This is a genomic window from Blastococcus mobilis, from assembly GCF_900188025.1.
GTDB classification, from domain to species: domain Bacteria; phylum Actinomycetota; class Actinomycetes; order Mycobacteriales; family Geodermatophilaceae; genus Blastococcus_B; species Blastococcus_B mobilis.
Window position 1 is genome coordinate 153,801 of record NZ_FZNO01000004.1, and the last position, 17,815, is coordinate 171,615.

17 protein-coding genes are annotated in these 17,815 nt (G+C 72.8%); 7 read left to right on the plus strand and 10 right to left on the minus strand.

Features of this window, described 5'->3' with window-relative positions:
• Nucleotides 1–74: 74 nt before the first annotated feature.
• The 3 genes from CHB94_RS05415 (at nt 75) to CHB94_RS25015 (ending at nt 2,537) form a co-directional block, all read left to right on the plus strand.
• Entirely contained in the window at nt 75–1,919 is a 1,845-nt protein-coding gene (locus CHB94_RS05415; protein WP_089335543.1) for an acyl-CoA dehydrogenase, read from the plus strand.
• 189 nt (nt 1,920–2,108) lie between these two features.
• Complete coding sequence (locus CHB94_RS05420; protein WP_089335544.1) at nt 2,109–2,324, plus strand: hypothetical protein; 216 nt, start codon at nt 2,109–2,111, stop codon at nt 2,322–2,324.
• Nucleotides 2,325–2,369: 45 nt separating this feature from the next.
• On the plus strand, nt 2,370–2,537 hold the full coding sequence (locus CHB94_RS25015; protein WP_176445431.1) for a hypothetical protein: 168 nt from the start codon (nt 2,370–2,372) through the stop codon (nt 2,535–2,537).
• A gap of 108 nt (nt 2,538–2,645) precedes the next feature.
• Here the strand turns inward: CHB94_RS25015 and CHB94_RS05425 are convergent, their stop codons facing one another.
• Nucleotides 2,646–4,016, minus strand: coding sequence for an MFS transporter (locus tag CHB94_RS05425; RefSeq protein ID WP_089335545.1), 1,371 nt, complete (start codon nt 4,014–4,016; stop codon nt 2,646–2,648).
• A gap of 253 nt (nt 4,017–4,269) precedes the next feature.
• Between CHB94_RS05425 and CHB94_RS05430 the strand changes: the two genes are divergently transcribed.
• From CHB94_RS05430 to CHB94_RS05440, 3 genes are read left to right on the plus strand one after another with little or no spacing between them, the layout of a single operon-like run.
• Nucleotides 4,270–5,025, plus strand: coding sequence for a 3-hydroxybutyrate dehydrogenase (locus CHB94_RS05430; protein WP_089335546.1), 756 nt, complete (start codon nt 4,270–4,272; stop codon nt 5,023–5,025).
• Nucleotides 5,026–5,042: 17 nt separating this feature from the next.
• Nucleotides 5,043–6,986, plus strand: a complete 1,944-nt coding sequence (locus CHB94_RS05435) for a helix-turn-helix domain-containing protein (protein WP_089335547.1) — start codon at nt 5,043–5,045, stop codon at nt 6,984–6,986.
• A gap of 20 nt (nt 6,987–7,006) precedes the next feature.
• Nucleotides 7,007–7,894, plus strand: a complete 888-nt coding sequence (locus CHB94_RS05440) for a 3-methyladenine DNA glycosylase (RefSeq protein WP_217899180.1) — start codon at nt 7,007–7,009, stop codon at nt 7,892–7,894.
• A 324-nt stretch (nt 7,895–8,218) separates the two neighbouring features.
• On the opposite strand, the gene CHB94_RS05445 is transcribed toward CHB94_RS05440, so the two are convergent.
• The 7 genes from CHB94_RS05445 to CHB94_RS05475 form a co-directional block, all read right to left on the minus strand.
• Nucleotides 8,219–8,725 (minus strand): hypothetical protein, encoded by a 507-nt coding sequence (locus CHB94_RS05445; RefSeq protein ID WP_141137425.1) that lies wholly within the window; start codon nt 8,723–8,725, stop codon nt 8,219–8,221.
• A gap of 8 nt (nt 8,726–8,733) precedes the next feature.
• Nucleotides 8,734–8,949 carry a hypothetical protein gene (locus CHB94_RS05450; protein WP_089335550.1) on the minus strand — a complete coding sequence of 72 codons (216 nt, stop codon included), beginning with the start codon at nt 8,947–8,949 and terminating at the stop codon, nt 8,734–8,736.
• Nucleotides 8,950–9,392: 443 nt separating this feature from the next.
• Nucleotides 9,393–10,526: a branched-chain amino acid ABC transporter permease gene (locus CHB94_RS05455; RefSeq protein WP_217899181.1), complete on the minus strand. Its 1,134-nt coding sequence runs from the start codon at nt 10,524–10,526 to the stop codon at nt 9,393–9,395.
• 11 nt (nt 10,527–10,537) lie between these two features.
• On the minus strand, nt 10,538–11,422 hold the full coding sequence (locus CHB94_RS05460; RefSeq protein WP_089335552.1) for a branched-chain amino acid ABC transporter permease: 885 nt from the start codon (nt 11,420–11,422) through the stop codon (nt 10,538–10,540).
• Complete coding sequence (locus tag CHB94_RS05465) at nt 11,422–12,153, minus strand: ABC transporter ATP-binding protein (RefSeq protein WP_217899182.1); 732 nt, start codon at nt 12,151–12,153, stop codon at nt 11,422–11,424. Before CHB94_RS05465 ends, CHB94_RS05460 begins: the two co-directional genes overlap by 1 nt.
• Complete coding sequence (locus tag CHB94_RS05470; protein WP_217899183.1) at nt 12,150–12,947, minus strand: ABC transporter ATP-binding protein; 798 nt, start codon at nt 12,945–12,947, stop codon at nt 12,150–12,152. Before CHB94_RS05470 ends, CHB94_RS05465 begins: the two co-directional genes overlap by 4 nt.
• Nucleotides 12,948–12,971: 24 nt before the next feature.
• Nucleotides 12,972–14,189, minus strand: a complete 1,218-nt coding sequence (locus CHB94_RS05475; RefSeq protein WP_089335553.1) for a substrate-binding domain-containing protein — start codon at nt 14,187–14,189, stop codon at nt 12,972–12,974.
• Nucleotides 14,190–14,371: 182 nt separating this feature from the next.
• Here CHB94_RS05475 and CHB94_RS05480 point away from each other — a divergent pair, with 182 nt between their 5' ends.
• Nucleotides 14,372–15,205 (plus strand): tyrosine-protein phosphatase, encoded by an 834-nt coding sequence (locus tag CHB94_RS05480; protein WP_089335554.1) that lies wholly within the window; start codon nt 14,372–14,374, stop codon nt 15,203–15,205.
• A gap of 72 nt (nt 15,206–15,277) precedes the next feature.
• Here CHB94_RS05480 and CHB94_RS05485 read toward each other — a convergent pair whose 3' ends face one another.
• Nucleotides 15,278–17,347: a sensor domain-containing diguanylate cyclase gene (locus CHB94_RS05485; RefSeq protein WP_089335555.1), complete on the minus strand. Its 2,070-nt coding sequence runs from the start codon at nt 17,345–17,347 to the stop codon at nt 15,278–15,280.
• Between the two features lie 292 nt (nt 17,348–17,639).
• Complete coding sequence (locus CHB94_RS26030; protein ID WP_254920418.1) at nt 17,640–17,774, minus strand: hypothetical protein; 135 nt, start codon at nt 17,772–17,774, stop codon at nt 17,640–17,642.
• Nucleotides 17,775–17,815 lie beyond the last annotated feature (41 nt).

Genomic DNA, 17,815 nt, shown 5'->3' on the forward strand with positions numbered 1-17,815 from the left:
CGTGGGTAATACCGTTTGTTACTGGCGAGTAGGAGATCGCCGTCCACCGCACGGAGCACGGGAGCGCAACGCACATGAGCCACTACACGGCCAACCTCCGGGACCTCGAGTTCAACCTCTTCGAGTTCCTGGACACCAAGGACCGCTTCGGCACCGGGCCGTTCGAGCAGATGGACGCCGACACCGCCCGCGGGATCCTCTCCGAGATCCGCAAGCTGGCGGAGGGCCCGATCGCCGCGTCGTTCGTCGACGCCGACCGCAATCCGCCCGTCTTCGACCCGGCGACGAACTCGGTGACGCTCCCTGAATCCTTCAAGAAGTCGGTCAAGGCCATCGAGGACGGCGAGTGGTACCGGCTCGACCTGCCCGAGCACCTCGGCGGCTTCGGCGCCCCGCACGTGCTCACCTGGGCCGCCTTCGAGATGATCCTCGGTGCCAACCCGGCGGTCTTCATGTACGGCTCCGGGGCCGCCTTCGCCGCGATCCTCGACGAGCTGGGCACCCCCGACCAGAAGCGCCTGGCCGAGCTCATGCTCGAGCACAAGTGGGGCGCCACGATGGTCCTCACCGAGCCCGACGCCGGCTCGGACGTCGGCGCCGGCACCACCAAGGCCGTGCAGCAGCCCGACGGCTCGTGGCACATCACCGGCGTGAAGCGGTTCATCACCTCGGCCGAGCACGACCTGTCGGACAACATCATCCACCTGGTGCTGGCCCGCCCCGAGGGTGCGAAGGCCGGCACCAAGGGGCTGTCACTCTTCGTCGTTCCCAAGTTCCACGTCGACCTGGAGACCGGTGCTCTCGGCGAGCGCAACGGTGCCTACGTCACCAACGTCGAGAAGAAGATGGGGCTCAAGGTCTCCACGACCTGCGAGTTGACCTTCGGCGACGGCCCGGTGCCGGCGAAGGGCTGGCTGGTCGGCGAGGTGCACGACGGCATCGCGCAGATGTTCAAGGTCATCGAGCACGCCCGCATGTTCGTGGGCGCCAAGGCCATCGCGACCCTCTCGGCCGGCTACCAGGTCGCGCTCGACTACGCGAAGACCCGTGTCCAGGGTGCCGACCTCACCGCGACGTCGAAGGACGCCCCGCGGGTGACCATCACCCACCACCCGGACGTGCGCCGGTCGCTCATGCTGCAGAAGGCCTACGCCGAGGGCATGCGCGCGCTGTACCTCTACGCCGCGAGCTTCCGCGACCAGGTGACCGAGGCCGAGGCCGCCGGCGAAGGCGACGGCGAGAAGGCCGAGCTCGCCGGGCGGGTCAACGACCTGCTGCTGCCGATCGTGAAGGGGTTCGGCTCCGAGCGGGCCACGCAGCTGCTCACCGCCGAGTCCCTGCAGACCCTCGGGGGCTCCGGGTACCTGCAGGACTACCCGATCGAGCAGTACATCCGTGACTCCAAGATCGACACCCTCTACGAGGGCACGACGGCGATCCAGGGCCAGGACTTCTTCTTCCGGAAGATCGTGAAGGACGGCGGCGTCGCTCTGACCTGGGTGGCCGAGCAGATCCAGGCCACGATCGACGGCGAGGCGGGCAACGGCCGGCTCAAGGAGGAGCGCGCTCTGCTGGCGACCGCGCTCTCCGACGTCCAGGGCATGCTCACCGCGATGTTCGGTCACCTGACCGCCGCGCAGGAGGACATGACCTCGCTGTACAAGGTCGCCCAGAACACCAGCCGGCTGCTGCTGGCCACCGGTGACCTGATCACGGGCTGGCTGCTCGTCCGCCAGTCGGAGGTGGCCCTGGCCGCGCTCGGCGGCGAGGTCAGCGAGAGGGACCGCCACTTCTACGAGGGCAAGCTCGCCGCCACCCGCTTCTTCGCCACCCAGGTGCTGCCGCGGCTGTCGTCGGAGCGGGTCATCGTCGAGAACACCGACAACGCGCTCATGGAGGTCGACGAGGCCGCGTTCTGAGAAAGGACCACCCTTCCCCCCACGCCTCGCAGGCTCGGCGTCGGTCCCTGACGGGTGGCCGTTCCAGCAGCTCACGTCGAGGGCCGCCGTTCCCACCGGGGACGGCGGCCGGGCTGAGGTGCCGTCGCCGTTTCCGGCCGCGGACGACGGGCATGCCCCCGGGACCACCGCGGAACTGGAGGAGGAGCCATGACCGACCCGGCGGGCAGTGACCGGATCCAGCAGGACGTGCCGACCGCATCAGGCACCGGCGACAACAGCGACACCGGGTCCTCGTTCGAGGACGTGCCGCTGACCCGGGAGGACGCGGTGGCCCGGGACGCCGCCACCCCCGACGACCTGCCCGCGAAGGTCGACGGTGCCGTGGCTCGCGCCGAGCGTGCCGACCCACCCGGCGGGGCATGACCGCGCCCCGTCTCTCCCGACAGCCCGAGGAGCCCGAGGAGCCCCATGAGCGAGTCAGACCCCACCGGCTACCGCGAGTCGCCCGACACCACCGACGGGCCCGTCGCGGACGACCAGACCGACGACGCACCGGAGGGCGACGCCACCCTCACCACCGACGACGAGGCACAGGAGGACGACGGCATCGTCCGTCCGGGCAACGCGCCCGACTGAGACGCAACGGGCTCCCCGCGACGATCGTCGCGGGGAGCCCGTGAGGAGGGCCCCGCTGCAGGGTCCCGCGCCGAGCCTGCGAGGCGCGGGGGGCAGAGGGGTCCTTCTTCAGACCCGCTCGGCCGGGTGGTCCTCCACCTTCGGCACGACGGCGTGGTCGGCAGCGAGGTCGCGGGAGCGGGTCTCGCGGTACGAGAGGACGGCGACGACCGTCACGACCGCGCAGGCGAGCAGGTACAGCGAGACCCGAGTGGGGTGGGGATCCTCGAAGCTGCCCAGCAGCGCCAGCGCGATGAGCGGGGCCGGCGCACCGGCCACCAGTGAGGCCAGCTGCGAGCCGATCCCGACACCCGTGTAGCGGGATTTCGTCCCGAACAGCTCGGCGAAGAACGCGGCCTGGGGGCCGTACATCGCCCCGTGGAAGAGCAGGCCCACGGTGATGGCGAAGACGCTGAGCCCGAAGCTGTCGGCGTCGAGCAGTCCGAAGAGCACGAAGGCCCAGACTCCGATGCCGACGGCGCCGAACAGGTAGACCGGCTTGCGGCCGACCCGGTCGGACAGCGCCCCCCACAGCGGGATGGTCACCAGGTGGACGGCCGAGGCGATGACCAGGGCGTTCAGGGTGAACGAGGGGTCCGCCCCCTGGGCGTTGATCAAGTAGGAGAGGCTGAAGGCGGTGAGCACGTAGAAGGAGACGTTCTCGGCGATCCGCGCGCCCATCGCGACGAGGACCTCGCGCTTGTAGTGCCCGAGCACGGTCACGATCGGGGCCTTCTCGGCCACGCCGGTCGTGGCCGCCTTCTCGGCCGCGACCCGCTGCGCCTCGAGGAACACCGGCGACTCGCTGACGGCCAGCCGGACGAACAGCCCGACGACGATCAGCACCGCCGACAGCAGGAACGGGATGCGCCAGCCCCAGCTCTCGAACGCCGCGTCGGACTGGAAGGCCGCCAGCAGCGCGAGGACGCCGGTCGCCAGGAGGTTGCCCGCAGGGGCTCCGGCCTGCGGCCAGGACGACCAGAAGCCCCGGTTCTCGGGCTTGCCGTGCTCGGAGACCAGCAGCACCGCACCGCCCCACTCGCCACCGAGCGCGAAGCCCTGGACGAGGCGGAGGGTGACCAGGAGGAGCGGGGCCAGCACGCCGACGGTCCCGAACGTGGGCAGCAGGCCGATGGCGAACGTCGCGCCACCCATCATCAGCAGCGAGATGACCAGCAGCTTCTTGCGGCCGATCCGGTCACCGAAGTGGCCGAAGACCAGGGCCCCGATCGGCCGGGCCGCGAAACCGACGGCGTAGGTGCCGAAGGACAGCAGCGTGCCGGCGAACTGCGACTGCTCGGGGAAGAACAGCGCGGGGAAGATCAGCGCCGCCGCGGAGCCGTAGAGGAAGAAGTCGTACCACTCGACGGTGGTGCCGATGACGCTGGCGCCGACGACGCTGCCGAAGCGCGTCGAGGACTGCTCCGGGGGTGCGGACATGCAGATCTCCTCGTCGAGGGGCGGTACCTGTCGACGACGACGCTAGGAAGACGACCGCGACCGGGCCATGTGCCGGACCGACCCGAATGTGACGCCCACCATGTGGTGTCCGCCCATGCCGAGCGCTCGGTCGCCACGACCGGAGACTCGCCACCGTCCCACCGGAGGGTGTGGCGATGCACCATGCCGACGGCGAGCGGAGTGTGCGTCGCGGCCGTGGGGCAGGTCGCACCGGCCGCCTAGCGTTCCGGCCATGGCGGTCAACGGTTCCCTGGTCGGACGGCGCGCGTTCATCACCGGCGGCGCGTCGGGCATCGGACGCGCCTGCGCCGTCCGCCTCGCGGAGGCCGGTGCCGACGTCGTCGTCGTGGACCGCGATGCGGACGCGGCGCTGGCGGCCGCCGCCGAGGTGGGCGGCACCGCTGTGGCGGCCGACCTCTCCGACCTCGATGCCGTGGACCGCCTGGACCTGGCCGTCGACATCCTGGTCAACAACGCCGGCCTGCAGCACGTCGCGCCGCTGCACGAGTTCCCGGCCGACCGGTTCTCCTACATCCTCCGGCTGATGCTGGAGGCGCCCTTCCGGCTCGTCCGCGGGGCACTGCCGCACATGTACGAGCGGGGCTGGGGCCGGGTGGTCAACATCAGCTCGATCCACGGGTTGCGGGCCTCGGCGTACAAGTCCGCCTACGTGACGGCGAAGCACGGCCTGGAAGGCCTGTCGAAGGTGATCGCCCTCGAGGGGGCCGAGCACGGGGTCACCTCGAACTGCGTGAACCCCGCCTACGTCCGGACGCCGCTCGTCGAAGGCCAGATCGCCGACCAGGCGAAGGCTCACGGACTGTCCGAGGACCAGGTCGTCGAGCAGGTGATGCTCGCGCCGGCGGCGATCAAGCGGTTGATCGAGCCCGACGAGGTCGCGGAGACGGTGGCCTGGCTGTGCTCGCCGTCCGCGGCCTCGGTCACCGGCACCTCGCTGGTCATGGACGGCGGGTGGAGCGCGCATTGAGCGCGCGACCGGCGAGAATGCCGGTCGTGACCCGGTCCCCGGCCCCACCTCCCGCCGGCGACGGTGCGCGGCCGGGCGCAGGACGGGCGGCTGAGTTCTTCGAGCTGCTGCTGGAGGACGCCGGGGCGATCGAGTACGAGCGGCCGCTGGTCCGTGCCCGCGCGGCCGGGGCGGACGGGGACGAGCTGGCCGAGCTCGAACGGGTGAAGCTGCTGGCCCTGGAGGTGCGGGAGGCCTTCGCCGCCCGCCGCCGTCGGGAATCGGAGCTCTCCGCGCTCTTCGACACCGCCAACGATCTCGCGGCCCTGCGCGGCGTGGATTCCGTCCTCACCGCCATCGTCCGGCGCGCCCGCCAGCTGCTCGGCACCGACGTCTCCTACCTGACGCTCAACGACCCCGCCGAGGGCGACACCTACATGCGGGTCACCGACGGCTCGGTCTCCGCCCGCTTCCAGGCGCTGCGGCTGCCGATGGGAGCCGGGCTGGGCGGGCTGGTGGCGCAGACCGCGGCGCCCTACGCGACGGCCAGCTACTTCACCGACGCGCGCTTCCGGCACACCGACCAAATCAACGACGGCGTGCACGACGAGGGGCTGGTCGCCATCCTCGGCGTGCCCCTGATCCGCGGCTCCCAGGTGATCGGCGTGCTGTTCGCCGCCGATCGCACCGAGCGGACCTTCGACCGGTCGCAGGTGTCCCTGCTGGGCTCCCTGGCCGCGCACGCCGCGATCGCCCTGGACAACGCCCGGCTCCTCGAGGAGACACGGGCGGCCCTCGATGAGCTCTCGGCGGCCAGCCGGGAACTGCGCGCCCACACGACCTCGGTGGAGCGTGCGGCCGGGGCGCACGACCGGTTCATCGACGTCGTCCTGCGCGGGGGCGGTGTCGAGGGCGTCGCGGCCGCGGTGACCGAGGCGCTGGGCGGCAGCATCATCGTGCTGGACGAGGAGGGCCGGATCGTCCCGGCGGACCCCTCCCCCGCCGCCGAGCTGCCCCCGGACCCCGCCGGGGCGCTCACCCTCGCCCGCTCGACCGGCCGCACGGTGCGCGACGGCAGCTGGTGGACCGCCGCGGTGACCGTGGACAGCGAGCTGCTCGGCGGTCTGGTGCTGCACCGGGACGACGAGCTCTCCGACGCCGACCAGCGGATCCTCGAGCGGGCCGCGCTGGTCACCGCGCTGCTCCTGCTCATCCGCCGGACGGCCGGCGAGGCGGAGAACCGCGTGCGGGGCGAGCTGCTGGAGGAGCTCCTCCGCTCACCCCTGCGCGATCCCGACGGCGTCCGGGAGCGGGCGCGGCGGCTCGGGGCCGACCTCGACCGGCCGCACGCGATCGTCGTGGTGCGGGCCGAGGAGCGCTGCCGGCCGCGCGCACTCGCGGCGGCGACCCACCTGGCGGCGACCCGGGGCGGGCTGGCCGGGACGCAGGACGGCTGCGTCGTCCTCTGCCTGCCCGATCTCGCGCCGGGCGCGGCGGCGAGCACGGTGTGCCGCGACCTGACCAGCGCCGGAGCGGGCCCGGTGACCGTCGGTGGCGCCGGCCCGGTGCGCGGCCCCGCTGCCGTGGCGGCGGCCCACGCGGAGGCGGCCCGCTGTGCGGCGACCCTGGTGGCGCTCGGCCGGGCGGGTGGGTCGGCCAGCGCGGAGGAGCTGGGGTTCTTCGGCCTGCTCGTGGGCGAGGGGCGGAACGTGCAGGGGTTCGTCGACGCGACCCTCGCCCCCGTACTGGAGTACGACGCCAAGCGCGGCACCGACCTGCTGGGCACCCTGCAGGCCTTCTTCGACGCCGGCAACTCGCCCGCGCGGGCTGCCGAGGCCCTGCGCGTGCACGTCAACACGGTCACCCAGCGGCTGGACCGGGTGGGCCGGCTGCTCGGCAGGGAGTGGTCCTCGCCCGAGCGGGCGTTGGAGGTCCAGCTGGCGCTGCGGCTGCACCGGCTGACCGGGACCGTCCCGGACTGAGCACCTCCTACCCTGGGGCGGTGCGTCCGTCCTCGGCTCCCCCGGTGCAGGTCCTGGCGGGGGACGAGTGGACGGCGCTGGCCGCCGCGCACGAGGTCCGGATCGACCGGTGGACGGCCCCGCACCAGGAGCGCCGCCGCCGCGGCCAGGCGCACCCGGTGCTGGACTTCCTCTTCACCTACTACTCCGAGACGCCCGGCCGGCTGCGCCGCTGGCATCCGGGCCCGGGGGTGGCGCTGGCCGCCCCCGCCCCGCACGCTGCCTGGCGGTGGTACGCCCTCGAGGACGGGGCCGTGCGCCTGGACGTCGATGCCTTCGTGGCCGACCGGGGGGACACCGTCCGCTTCGTCCACCGGCTGCTGGCTGCGACGGCCTCCCGGCCGGCGTTCAGCGGCTGCTTCGGCCTGCACGAGTGGGCGATGGTCTACCGCGACCGCGACACCCGGCACTCCGTTCCCCTGCGGCTCGGCCCCGAGGGCACTGACTCGGTCGTCGAGGCCCACCAGATCCGGTGCACGCACTTCGACGCGTTCCGGTTCTTCACGCCCCCGGCCGTGACTCGCAACCGCCTGCGGCCCACCCGCGAGACACAGCCCGACCTCGAGCAGCCGGGCTGCCTGCACGCCGGGATGGACCTCTACAAGTGGGCCTACAAGCTCAGCCCTGCCGCACCCGGTGAGCTGGTCGCCGACTGCTTCGAGCTGGCCGTCGAGATCCGCGAGCTGGACATGCGCGCCTCCCCGTACGACCTGCGGGAGCACGGCTACGAGCCGGTCGCCATCGAGACACCCGAGGGCAAGGCGGAGTACGTGGCCGCCCAGCGCGGGTTCGCCGAGCGCGGCGCCGTCCTCCGACAGCGACTACTCGACGTCTGCGAGCAACTCACCGGCGGAGCCTTGCATCGCTGAGGAAAGGTGCGCGGACCGGCGCGTCGGGATGCTCCACCCGCACCCAGGAGGAGTTCGGGGCTCCCTGGAGCTCGCCGGGTCGCCACGATGCCCGGGACAGCGACGTCGAGCCTGAGGGGACGGCGCCGCCTGACCAGCTGGCCTCCGCACACACCGGGGATGCCGCTGCGGGGCGAGTGAGTGTCCCGGAGATCGATGCGCGAGGACGGCGGTACCTCCGGAACGTTCGCCCGGAGTACCGCGGGCCAGCACTGGCTAGAACGTGCAGGGCACGGCTACCACCGGTGTGCCGCGGCCATCGTGCACCCGGTGATGCTCAGCGGGTCAGCCATGGTCGTGACCCGTGCCGTGGCCGTGGCCGTGGCCGTGGCCGTGGCCGTGGCCGTGGTCGGCCCCGTGGTCGCCGTTCAGCTCACCACAGGCCACCGGAAGCTCGGCCTCCAACGGCGCGCCGAGCGCGGTGATCGGCTCTGGGTCGTACATCCCGTCGTCGTCCAGGTCCTCGCCGTGGATCACGATGTGCAGGTCGTCGAGTTCGTCGACGACGTCCTCCGGAACGTCGAGGAGGATGCGCTGGTAGGTCAAGGTTCCGTCCTGGCCGGCCACGGGCGCCGTGTCGAGATTCAGGCCGGCGGCCGCGCTCGTGTCGCCCTCCGTGCTGAAGGTGACCTGGATCGGGCCGTAAGCGGGCAGCCCATCGGCGGTTTCGATCAACTGCTCACTGACCCCACCGGCCCGGAACCGTGGGCCCGGGCACTCGTTCTCTGCCTCGAGTTCGCCGTGAATGTGCATGAGGTGGGGCAGCAGCGGACTGAGCCCGTACGCCGTCACCTGCACCTTCAGGTCGCGGTCGACTTCGACCAGCTGCGCGAAGCCATGCACATCGGACCCGCTGTCGGCCGCGGGTGATGCGGCACGGGGTCGAGGCGGGCGTGGTAGGTCTCGGCGTCCCACCGATCGTCGTACTGGCCGTCCGATCCGAACGCCGGGGTGACCAGGGCCGGCAGCAGTGCTGCGCCGGCCAGAACGGTGAACAGTGCTCGATTGCGCATCATGATGCTCCTGTCGAGAGGGTGTCGGCCGAGTCACCACGACTCGACGACGCTTCCCGTTCGAGCCCAGCCGCCCCCGGTTCGGCCTTACGGGTCCCCGCCCCGGATCAGTCGAGCACCAAGGCGCGTCGCACACGAAGTGTTGTCCACGCCACACCTCGGCGTAGGCTCACCGGCCGCACCGGTAGACGCGGCAAGGGTCGCGACAGTCCGTGAACGTCGCGACTTCTCCAGTTCTCGTCGATCACAGCGAAATCTCGGGCGGCTTCGCCCAGCGCAGCCAGGTCCCACCGCCGGCAGCGGTGCGCGGTCAGGCGACGAACAGCAGCCGAGCCCGGTCACGTGTCCGCCACGGTCTCGGCGGGCCCTGCGCGGCACGTCTCACCAGCCACCTCCAGGACGATCCCGGCCCGCCGCTTCGATCAATGGCGGACGCGAGCCGACGGTCAGACGCCGTCGCGGGGCTGACCGCCCCCCATGCCCGCACCCACCTGGTCGCGCAACTGCTCGACGACACGGCCCGGCGTGGGCCCGCCGTCGCCGGACCGGCGTCCCGCCCGGCGTTCCCGGAGCCGGCAGACCAGGCCGGCGATGCCGCCGGGCACGAAGAAGACGACCAGGATGAACAGCGTCCCGAGCAGGAACAGCGGCTCGGACAGGGGGATCCGCAGCCAGGCCGGGAGGTCCTGCACGGCCGGTGAGTTGGCCAGATCGGTGAGCCGGCTGTCCAGGTAGGTGTAGAGGACACCGCCGAGCACCGCACCCCAGCGGCTGCCCGCCCCACCCAGCACCACCATGACGAGCAGGCCGAGCGTGAAGTCCGCCGTCGTCGTCCGGGGAGTGGACCCGCCGAGCAGCAGCAGGTGGACGACGCCGCCGAGGGCCGCGAGCAGTCCGGCCAGGACGAAGACCAGCAGCTTGAAGCCGTACGGCTGCAGGCCGAGCACCTCGACGCGGCGCTCGTTCTCCCGGATGGCCTGCCAGACCCGGCCGGCCCGCGAGCCGGTCACCCAGCTGACGACGGCGTAGACCAGCACCAGGTACGCCACCGCCAGCCAGTAGACGTTCACCGTGTTGAGCACGCCGACGAACGCATCGGGCACCTGATCGCGGTCCAGCGCCAGGCCCTCCTCGCCGCCGGTCAGACCGCCCGGATCCTGGAGCACGATGATCGAGCCGACCTGCGCCGTCGCCAGCGTGACCATCGAGAACGCGATCCCCGAGACCCGCAGTGCCACCCCGCCGACGAGCAGGGGCAGCACGATGCCCACGACCGTGGTGAGCGCGAGCGCCGGCGCGAGCCCCCAACCGAGCTCGGTCAGCGCCAGGTTCGCGACGTAGGTGCCGGCGGCGAAGTAGAGCGCGTGACCGAAGGAGAGCAGTCCGGTGAAGCCGAACAGCAGGTCGTAGGAGAGCGCGACCCCGCCGAAGATGAGGCACAGGGCGAGGAGCTGCAGCGTGCCGGGGCTGTTCAGCACCCCGTCGAAGAGCCCCGGCAGCTGCAGCGTGGAGTACGGCAGCACCGCGAGCACGACGAACACGACCAGCGGCAGCAGCCGCCGCAGAGCTGTTCCGTTCAACCCGCCCGTCCTCATGCCACCCTCGCCGTCAGCCCGCTCGGGCGGGTCAGCAGGACCACGGCCAGCAGCAGGACGACCGACAGGTCGCCCACCCCGCTCGCCGCGTAGTAGTTCGCGAACTGCTGCACGAGGCCGACCAGCACCGCGGCGACGGCCGCGCCGGTGATCGAGCTCATCCCGCCGATGACGACGACGATGAACGCGAAGATCAGCAGGGAGGTGCCCTGCCCCGGCGAGATCGAGCCCAGGTAGATCCCGCCCAGCGCGCCCGCCAGCGCAGCGAACGCGCCGCCGATGGCGAAGACCAGCGTGAACGCCTTGCGGACGTCGATGCCCAGCGCCGTCACCATCGCCCGGTTCTCGACGCCGGCCCGGATGATCAGCCCGAAGCGGGTGAACCGCAGGAACGCCAGCACGGCGACCAGGACGACGAGCGCACTCCCGATCAGCAGGAACCGGTCGTTGGGCACGTTGGCGCCGAGGACCGAGGTGGTCCGCTGGGTCCATTCCGGCCGGGGGAACGGGTGCGGGTCCGCACCCCAGACGGCGCGCACCAGGGCCACCAGGGCCAGGCTGAGCCCGACCGTGACCAGCACCTGCTCGATGTGCCGTTCGTAGAGGGGCCGGATGAGCGCCAGCTCGATCAGCGCCGCGACCAGCGTGCCCACCGCCACGCCGAAGGCCACCGCGGAGACGAAGCCCCAGCCGGTCGACCCGGCGCCGGGCAGGTGGTCCGACGCCCACCAGGTGCCGTAGGCCCCGATGGTGAGGAAGGCGCCGTGGGCGAAGTTCAGCACGCCCATCAGGCCGAAGATCAGCGAGAGGCCGGACGCGACCAGGAAGTACAGGGCTGCCAGACCCAGACCGGTGATCGCGAGCAGGACGACGGTGTCCATCAGGCGTGTCCCCCGCTCGTCGCGACCCCGAGCAGCTCCCGGGTGCGGTCGGCGTCGGCCAGCAGGTCCGGAGCGGACCCGCTCCAGGCCACCCGTCCCTGGTCGACCACGACGGCGTCGGTCGCCATCCGGCGGACGACGGTCAGGTTCTGCTCGACGAGCAGGATCGTCACCTCCTCGGCCGCGCGGGCCAGCACGTCGGCCACCTCGGCGACGAGGAGGGGGGCCAGCCCCTTCGTCGGCTCGTCGATCAGCAGCAGCTGGTTGTCGTTGAGCAGCAGACGCGCGATGGCCACCATCTGCTGCTGCCCGCCCGACAGCGTCCCGGCCAGCTGGCGGCTGCGCTGCTTGAGCTCGGGGAACAGCTCGTAGACCCGGTCGTGGTGGGCTGGTGCGTCCCGGCGCTCGGCCAGGGTGAGGTTCTCGGCGACGGTCAGCCCGCCGAAGACCTCACGGTCCTCCGGGGCGTAGCCGATCCCGCGGCGGACGATCTCGTGGGTCCGGCGACCGGAGAGGCGCTGGGTCCGTCCGTCGTCGCCGGTGAACTCGACGACGCCGGTCGACGGCACCAGGCCGAGCACGGCCTTGACCGTGGTGGTCTTGCCCGCACCGTTGCGGCCCAGCAGGGCGGTGACCCCGCCGCGGCGGACGGTGAGGTCCACGCCCTGCAGGATGTGGCTGCCCGACAGCCGGACGTGGACGTCGGTCATCCGGAGGAGGGGCGCGCTCACAGCTCCTCCCCCAGGTAGGCCTGCTGGACGGCGGGGTCGCTGGTGACCCGCGACGGGGTGTCCAGCGCCAGGAGCCGGCCGTGGTGCATGACGGCGACCCGGTCGGCCAGACCCAGCAGCACGTCCATGTGGTGCTCGACCATCAGCACCGTCTTGCCCTCCTCGCGGTGCACGTCGGCGATCACCTCGGTCAGCCCCGCGACGTCCTCGATGCTCACCCCGGCCATCGGCTCGTCCAGCAGCACGACGGCCGGGTCGGTGGCCAGCAGGATCGCCAGCTCGAGCTTGCGCTTGTCGCCGTGGGAGAGCGCCCCGGCCAGGCCCTCGGCGCGCCGCGCGAGGCCGACACGCTCCAGGGACCGGGTCGCGACGTCGTGCGCGGCGTCGTCCGGGCGCACCCGCTGCCAGGGCCGCATGCTGCCGCCCAGCTTGGCCTGCGCGGCGAGCCGGACGTTCTCCCGCACGGTCAGCCCGGCGAACACCGAGGACGCCTGGAACGTGCGCCCCAGCCCCCGGCGGGCGCGTGCCGAGGGGCTGGCACCGGTGATGTCGGTGCCGTCCAGGGTCACCGTCCCCCCGGTCACGGGCAGCAGGCCCGACAGCAGGTTGAACAGCGAGGTCTTGCCGGCGCCGTTGGGCCCGATGACGGCGACGAACTCACCGGGCGCGACGTCGAAGCTGACGTCGTCCACGATGACCGCCCCGCCGATGGCGCAGGTCAGTCCGGCGACCTGCAGCACCGGCGCGCCCGCGGCGGGGCGGGCGCCCGGTGCTGCATCAGTCCGGGTGGACACGGTGCGGGCTCCCGATCGGCGCGGTCAGGAGCCGGCGGTGGGCGGAGCGGTGTCCTCAGCGTCGAGCGTCTCGACGAGGACCGGGACCAGCTCGCCGTTCTTCTCCTCCAGGCGGGCCTGGAACATCGGCTGCAGGAGGGCGTGGTCCTCCTCGCGGATGGTGAGCTCGCCCTTGACGCCGTCGAACGTCCAGCCCTCGAGCGCGTCGATCATGGCCGCCACGTCGTCGCCGCCCTCCTGGATGGCGCGGACGATCATCTGTGCCGCGGTGAAGCCGTCGGGCGTGAAGAGATCGACCTCGCCGCCGTCGGCCTCGACCCGCTCGGCCATGGCCTTGCTGACGTCGTTGTCCACGGCCTCGGCGAAGAAGTGCGAGAGGTAGTCGATGCCCGTCGCCGAGGCGCCGTAGGTGGCGTAGGAGGCGCGGATGTCGAGGCCGGTGACGACGGTCGAGGACTCGAGCACGCCCTGCTGGCCCATCGCCTGCCACATGGCCGGCGCGGTCTCCCCGGCCCAGGCGACGAAGACGAGATCGGCGCCCGCGTCCCGCGCCTGGGAGGCGAACGGCGTGAAGTCGGTGGCCGTGGCCGGCACCAGGAGCGGGTTCACGGTGGCTCCGCCCTCGGTGCCGAGGACGGCGGTGACGGCCGCGACGTTGGCCTGCCCGAAGGCGCTGTCCTGGGCCACGACGAGCACCTGCTTGCCCGCGGGGTCCCCGATGAAGGACTGCGCGGTGAGGATGTCCTGGTAGGTCTGGCGCCCCGACCGGAAGGTGTTGGCGTTCACCCCGGTCAGCGCGTCGGTGGCGGCAGGGCCGGAGATGAACAGCACGTCGTTCTGCTCCGCGAGGGGCGCGACCTGGGTGCCGACGCCGGACGCGGTGGAACCGGCCAGGATCTTGACTCCCTGCCCGATCAGGTCGGTGGCCTCCGCGACGGCCTTGGCGGGGTCGCCGGCGTCGTCGCGCTCGATGACCTCGATCTTCCGGCCGTCGACCTCGCCGGTGCCGTCGGTGGCGTAGTCCAGGCCCGCCTCGAAGCCCTGGAGGTACTGGGCGCCGTAGGTGGCCAGCGGGCCGGACTTCGAGTAGACCAGGCCGACCTGCACCGGCGCGCCGCCCTCGGAATCGCCCCCACCGCCGGAGGGTGCGGCGTTCGGACTGCCGCAGGCGCCGAGTGCGAGGGCGCCGGCCGCCGCCACCGCGAGGGTGAGGGTCCGGGACCGGGAACGGGTGCGGGGCATGGCGATCTCCTCGGGGTGCGCGTCGCTGCACAAGTGGCCTGGCCCACACCGTAGGGAGGTGATGATCTTCTGCCCATGTGGGCGTGTCCCACACCCTCGCCGCGTGATGTGGTGCACACCACCACTCACCAGGCCCGTTGTCCCGGCGGCGCACCGATCCGGCACGCCGTACCGTCGCAGGGGTGACCTCGACCCGCACCGGCCGCTGGGTGCGGCTCGACGGAACCACCAACACCCGCGACCTGGGCGGGCTGCCCACGACCGACGGCGGCCGCACGGTCCCCGGCCGGATCCTCCGCAGCGACAACCTGCAGACCCTCACCGCGAACGACGTCCGGCGGCTGGTCGGCGAGATCGGTCTCCGTTCGGTGATCGACCTGCGCACGACCGCGGAGATCCTGCTCGAGGGGCGGGGGCCGCTGCGCGACGTCCCGGAGGTCACCCACCGGCACTTCAGCCTGCTGCCCGAGCGCGGCCACCACACCGACGTCTTCGCGGTGGAGGAGGACGACCCCCAGATCGACCTCCCGGCCGGCTGGGCGGAATCCCTGCTCCCTCGGCAGGTCGCGGACCACGACGCGGGCGAGTCGCCGGCCGTGCGCTCCTACCTCGGATATCTCGGTCAGCGCGCCGACAACGTCGTCGGCGCCCTGCGTGCGATCACCGTGGCCGGGGACGGGGCCGCGGTCGTGCACTGCGCGGCGGGCAAGGACCGCACCGGTGTCGTCTGTGCGCTGGCCCTGGCCGTCGCCGGGGTGCCGCACGAGGAGATCGTGGCCGACTACGCGATGACCGCCGACGTCATCGACGCCCTGGTGGCCAAGCTGGCCACCTCACCGACCTACGCCGACGACATGGTCACCCGGGACGTCGCGAGCCACACGCCGCGGGCGGAGACCATGGACCGGGTGCTGACCCTGCTCGAGGAGCGGCACGGCGGCCCGGCCGGGTGGCTGGACACGCACGGCTTCGGCGCGGACGAACAGGCCGCGCTGCGCGCCCGGCTGCGGGACTGACGAACACCCCCGAAGGACCCTGTCCTCCGCACCGCTCGCAGGCTCGCGGCGGGACCCCGCAAGGGGGCCGGCTCAGCGGACGGTGCGAGCTCCGCGGCGGTCGCGCTGCTTGTGCCGGTACATCGCCGCGTCGGCCTCGCGGAGCAACTGCCCCGCCGTCCGTTCCCCGTCACCGCCCCGGTGCACCGCGACCCCGACGCTGGTGCCGACCGTGACGTCGGCCCCCTCCAGCCGGAAGGACTCGGTGAAGCATCCGGCGACCCGTTCGGCCAGGCGGTGCGCGTCGTCGGGGTCTGCCAGACCCGGCGCGATGATCGCGAACTCGTCGCCGCTGAGCCGGCCGACGGTGTCCCCGGGGCGCACGACGGCGCGCAGCCGGGCAGCCACCTGACGCAGCAGCTCGTCGCCGGCGGCATGGCCGAGGGTGTCGTTGACCTCCTTGAACCGGTCGAGGTCGCTGAAGAGGACGCCGAGGTGAGCGCCCGGCCGTGCCTCGGGCAGTGCGGCGCCGAGCCGATCGAGGAAGAGCACGCGGTTCGGCAGCCCCGTGAGCCCGTCGTGCGTCGCCTGGTGGCTCACCGTCTCCAGCAGCCGCGCCTTCTGCAGCGCCGTGGATGCCTGGTCCCCGACACCCCGGAGGCGCACGAGGACGTCCCCCACGAGCGAGGACGGTGCCGCACCGGCCTCCCAGCCTGCTGTCGCCACGCCCAGGAAGGTCGTGCCCGCCAGCAGCGGGACCGCCACGACGTCGGCACTGCTGATGCCCCGCAGCAGGCCGCGCAGGACGGGACTGCTCGTCGCGTCGTCGACGATCAGCGGTGTGCGGTCGGTGAGCATCCCGACCAGCTCCGGGGTGTCCTCGGGGCGGATCTCCGCCCCCTGGAGCAGAGCGCGCTGCTCGTCGGACATCCCGTAGGCCGCCGACGCCCGGAGGACGCCGGCCCCGGGATCCCACAGCAACAGGCTGGACCGGGTGCATCCCACGATGCGCGGCAGCGCCTCGGCGACGACCTCGGTCACCGCTGCGGCGTCGGACGCCGCAGCGAGTTCGTGAGCCAGCTCGAGCAGCGCGCCGGCCCGGTCCGCCTCCTGGCGCGCGCCCTCCAGGGCGATGAGGAGGTCCAGCGCTCCGGCCGCGTGCCCCGCGTACGCCGTGAGCATCGACCGCTCGTCGCCCAGGGCGCCCTCGCCGGGCGGATAGATCGCCGCGAGCCGCCCGTGCCGGCGCCGGAAGGAAGCCACCTCGACCGCGACCGCGCCTGGCCCGAGGTCACCACCGGCCAGCAGGGTGGCAGCCATCGCGGGCACCTCGTCGACGGGCAACCCAGCACTGTGCACCAGCGGCGCACCACCGCTGGGCGCCTCCACGGCGAGCAGATAGGCGGGCGCCAGCACCGCCTCGGCAGCCCTGGCCACGATGCGCTCCAGGGCCGTGTCGACGTCGCCGCTGGCGACGAGGTCCGTGGCCGCGGACTGCAGGGTGCGCAGTTGCCCGCGCAGCGCCTGCAGCTCCGGCTCGAGGGCCCGCGTGTCCCGCCCACGCCCGCGTGAGCCGCGCCTGCGCCGGTCCCACGTGACGCGGTAGAGGCAGGCCGGGTGCCCGTCGGATTCGCACTCGCCGTGCTCGATCTGCGCCGGGGCGAGCCCGAAGATCACCGGCACGGTGCTCAGCAGGCCCTGCGCGTAGATGCAGTCCAGCCGGGAGTGCTCGTAGCCAGGATGGAGCGTGTACCGGATCGTCGCCGACGTCCCACCGACCTGCAGCATCTCCATGGTCGAGGTGGTGCTGAACTTCGCGACCGCCCGCGGCAGCGCCCGGAACACCTGCCGGGGCGTGCCCATGGCGCGCAGCAGGATGACGATCGAGTGGGCGAGCCCGCTCTGCAGGGCGGAGGCGCCGACCCGGTACATCAGCCGGCTGTCGCCGAGCACGTCGGTGGCCGCACGGAACAGGCGGATCCGCGTGTCGTAGCTCCACCAGCGGGACTGGTCCTCCAGCTGTTCGGCGTCGTACGGAACGCCCGCCGCCTCGAGGACCCGGGTGACGGCGTCCTCACCGCCGGCCGCGCGGACGTAACGGAGCAGCCCGCCGGTCGTCGCCCCGGATGTCTCCCGCGCCTCGGCGGACGCCACCCCGGTCATGGCCGGCGCCGGGCGGGGGGAAGGACTGCGGGCGTCGCCGGGCGCCACCGCCGGCCGGCGGTCCCACCGGCGGCGACCGACGTCCCTGAGAGGTCCACGAGGAGACGAACGGCAGGTCAGGCCTCCGACTGGAGCCCGATGACCCGTTCGGGGGATCCCGGGAGCCGGTGCGGGACCGCGCCGCCGGGGCGGGCCGCCGAGCGGCTCATCGAACCCGGACAGCAGACGACCCCGGCCTCCACAGGAGGTCGGGGTCGCGCTCGGAGGGCGCCGCGGTGCCGGCGCCGCCGCGTCAGCGGCTGTTGGCGAGGGTCAGGAGCTCGTCGCGCATCGCCGGGCTGCTCGTACGGGCGAGGGCCTGGTTGAGCGCTCGCCGGGTACGCGCGGCCTGCCGACGCTGCTGCCAACGGGTCGTCACGCTGCTCATCTGTGGTGCCTCTCATCGGGATCGATCGCCTACACCCTTAG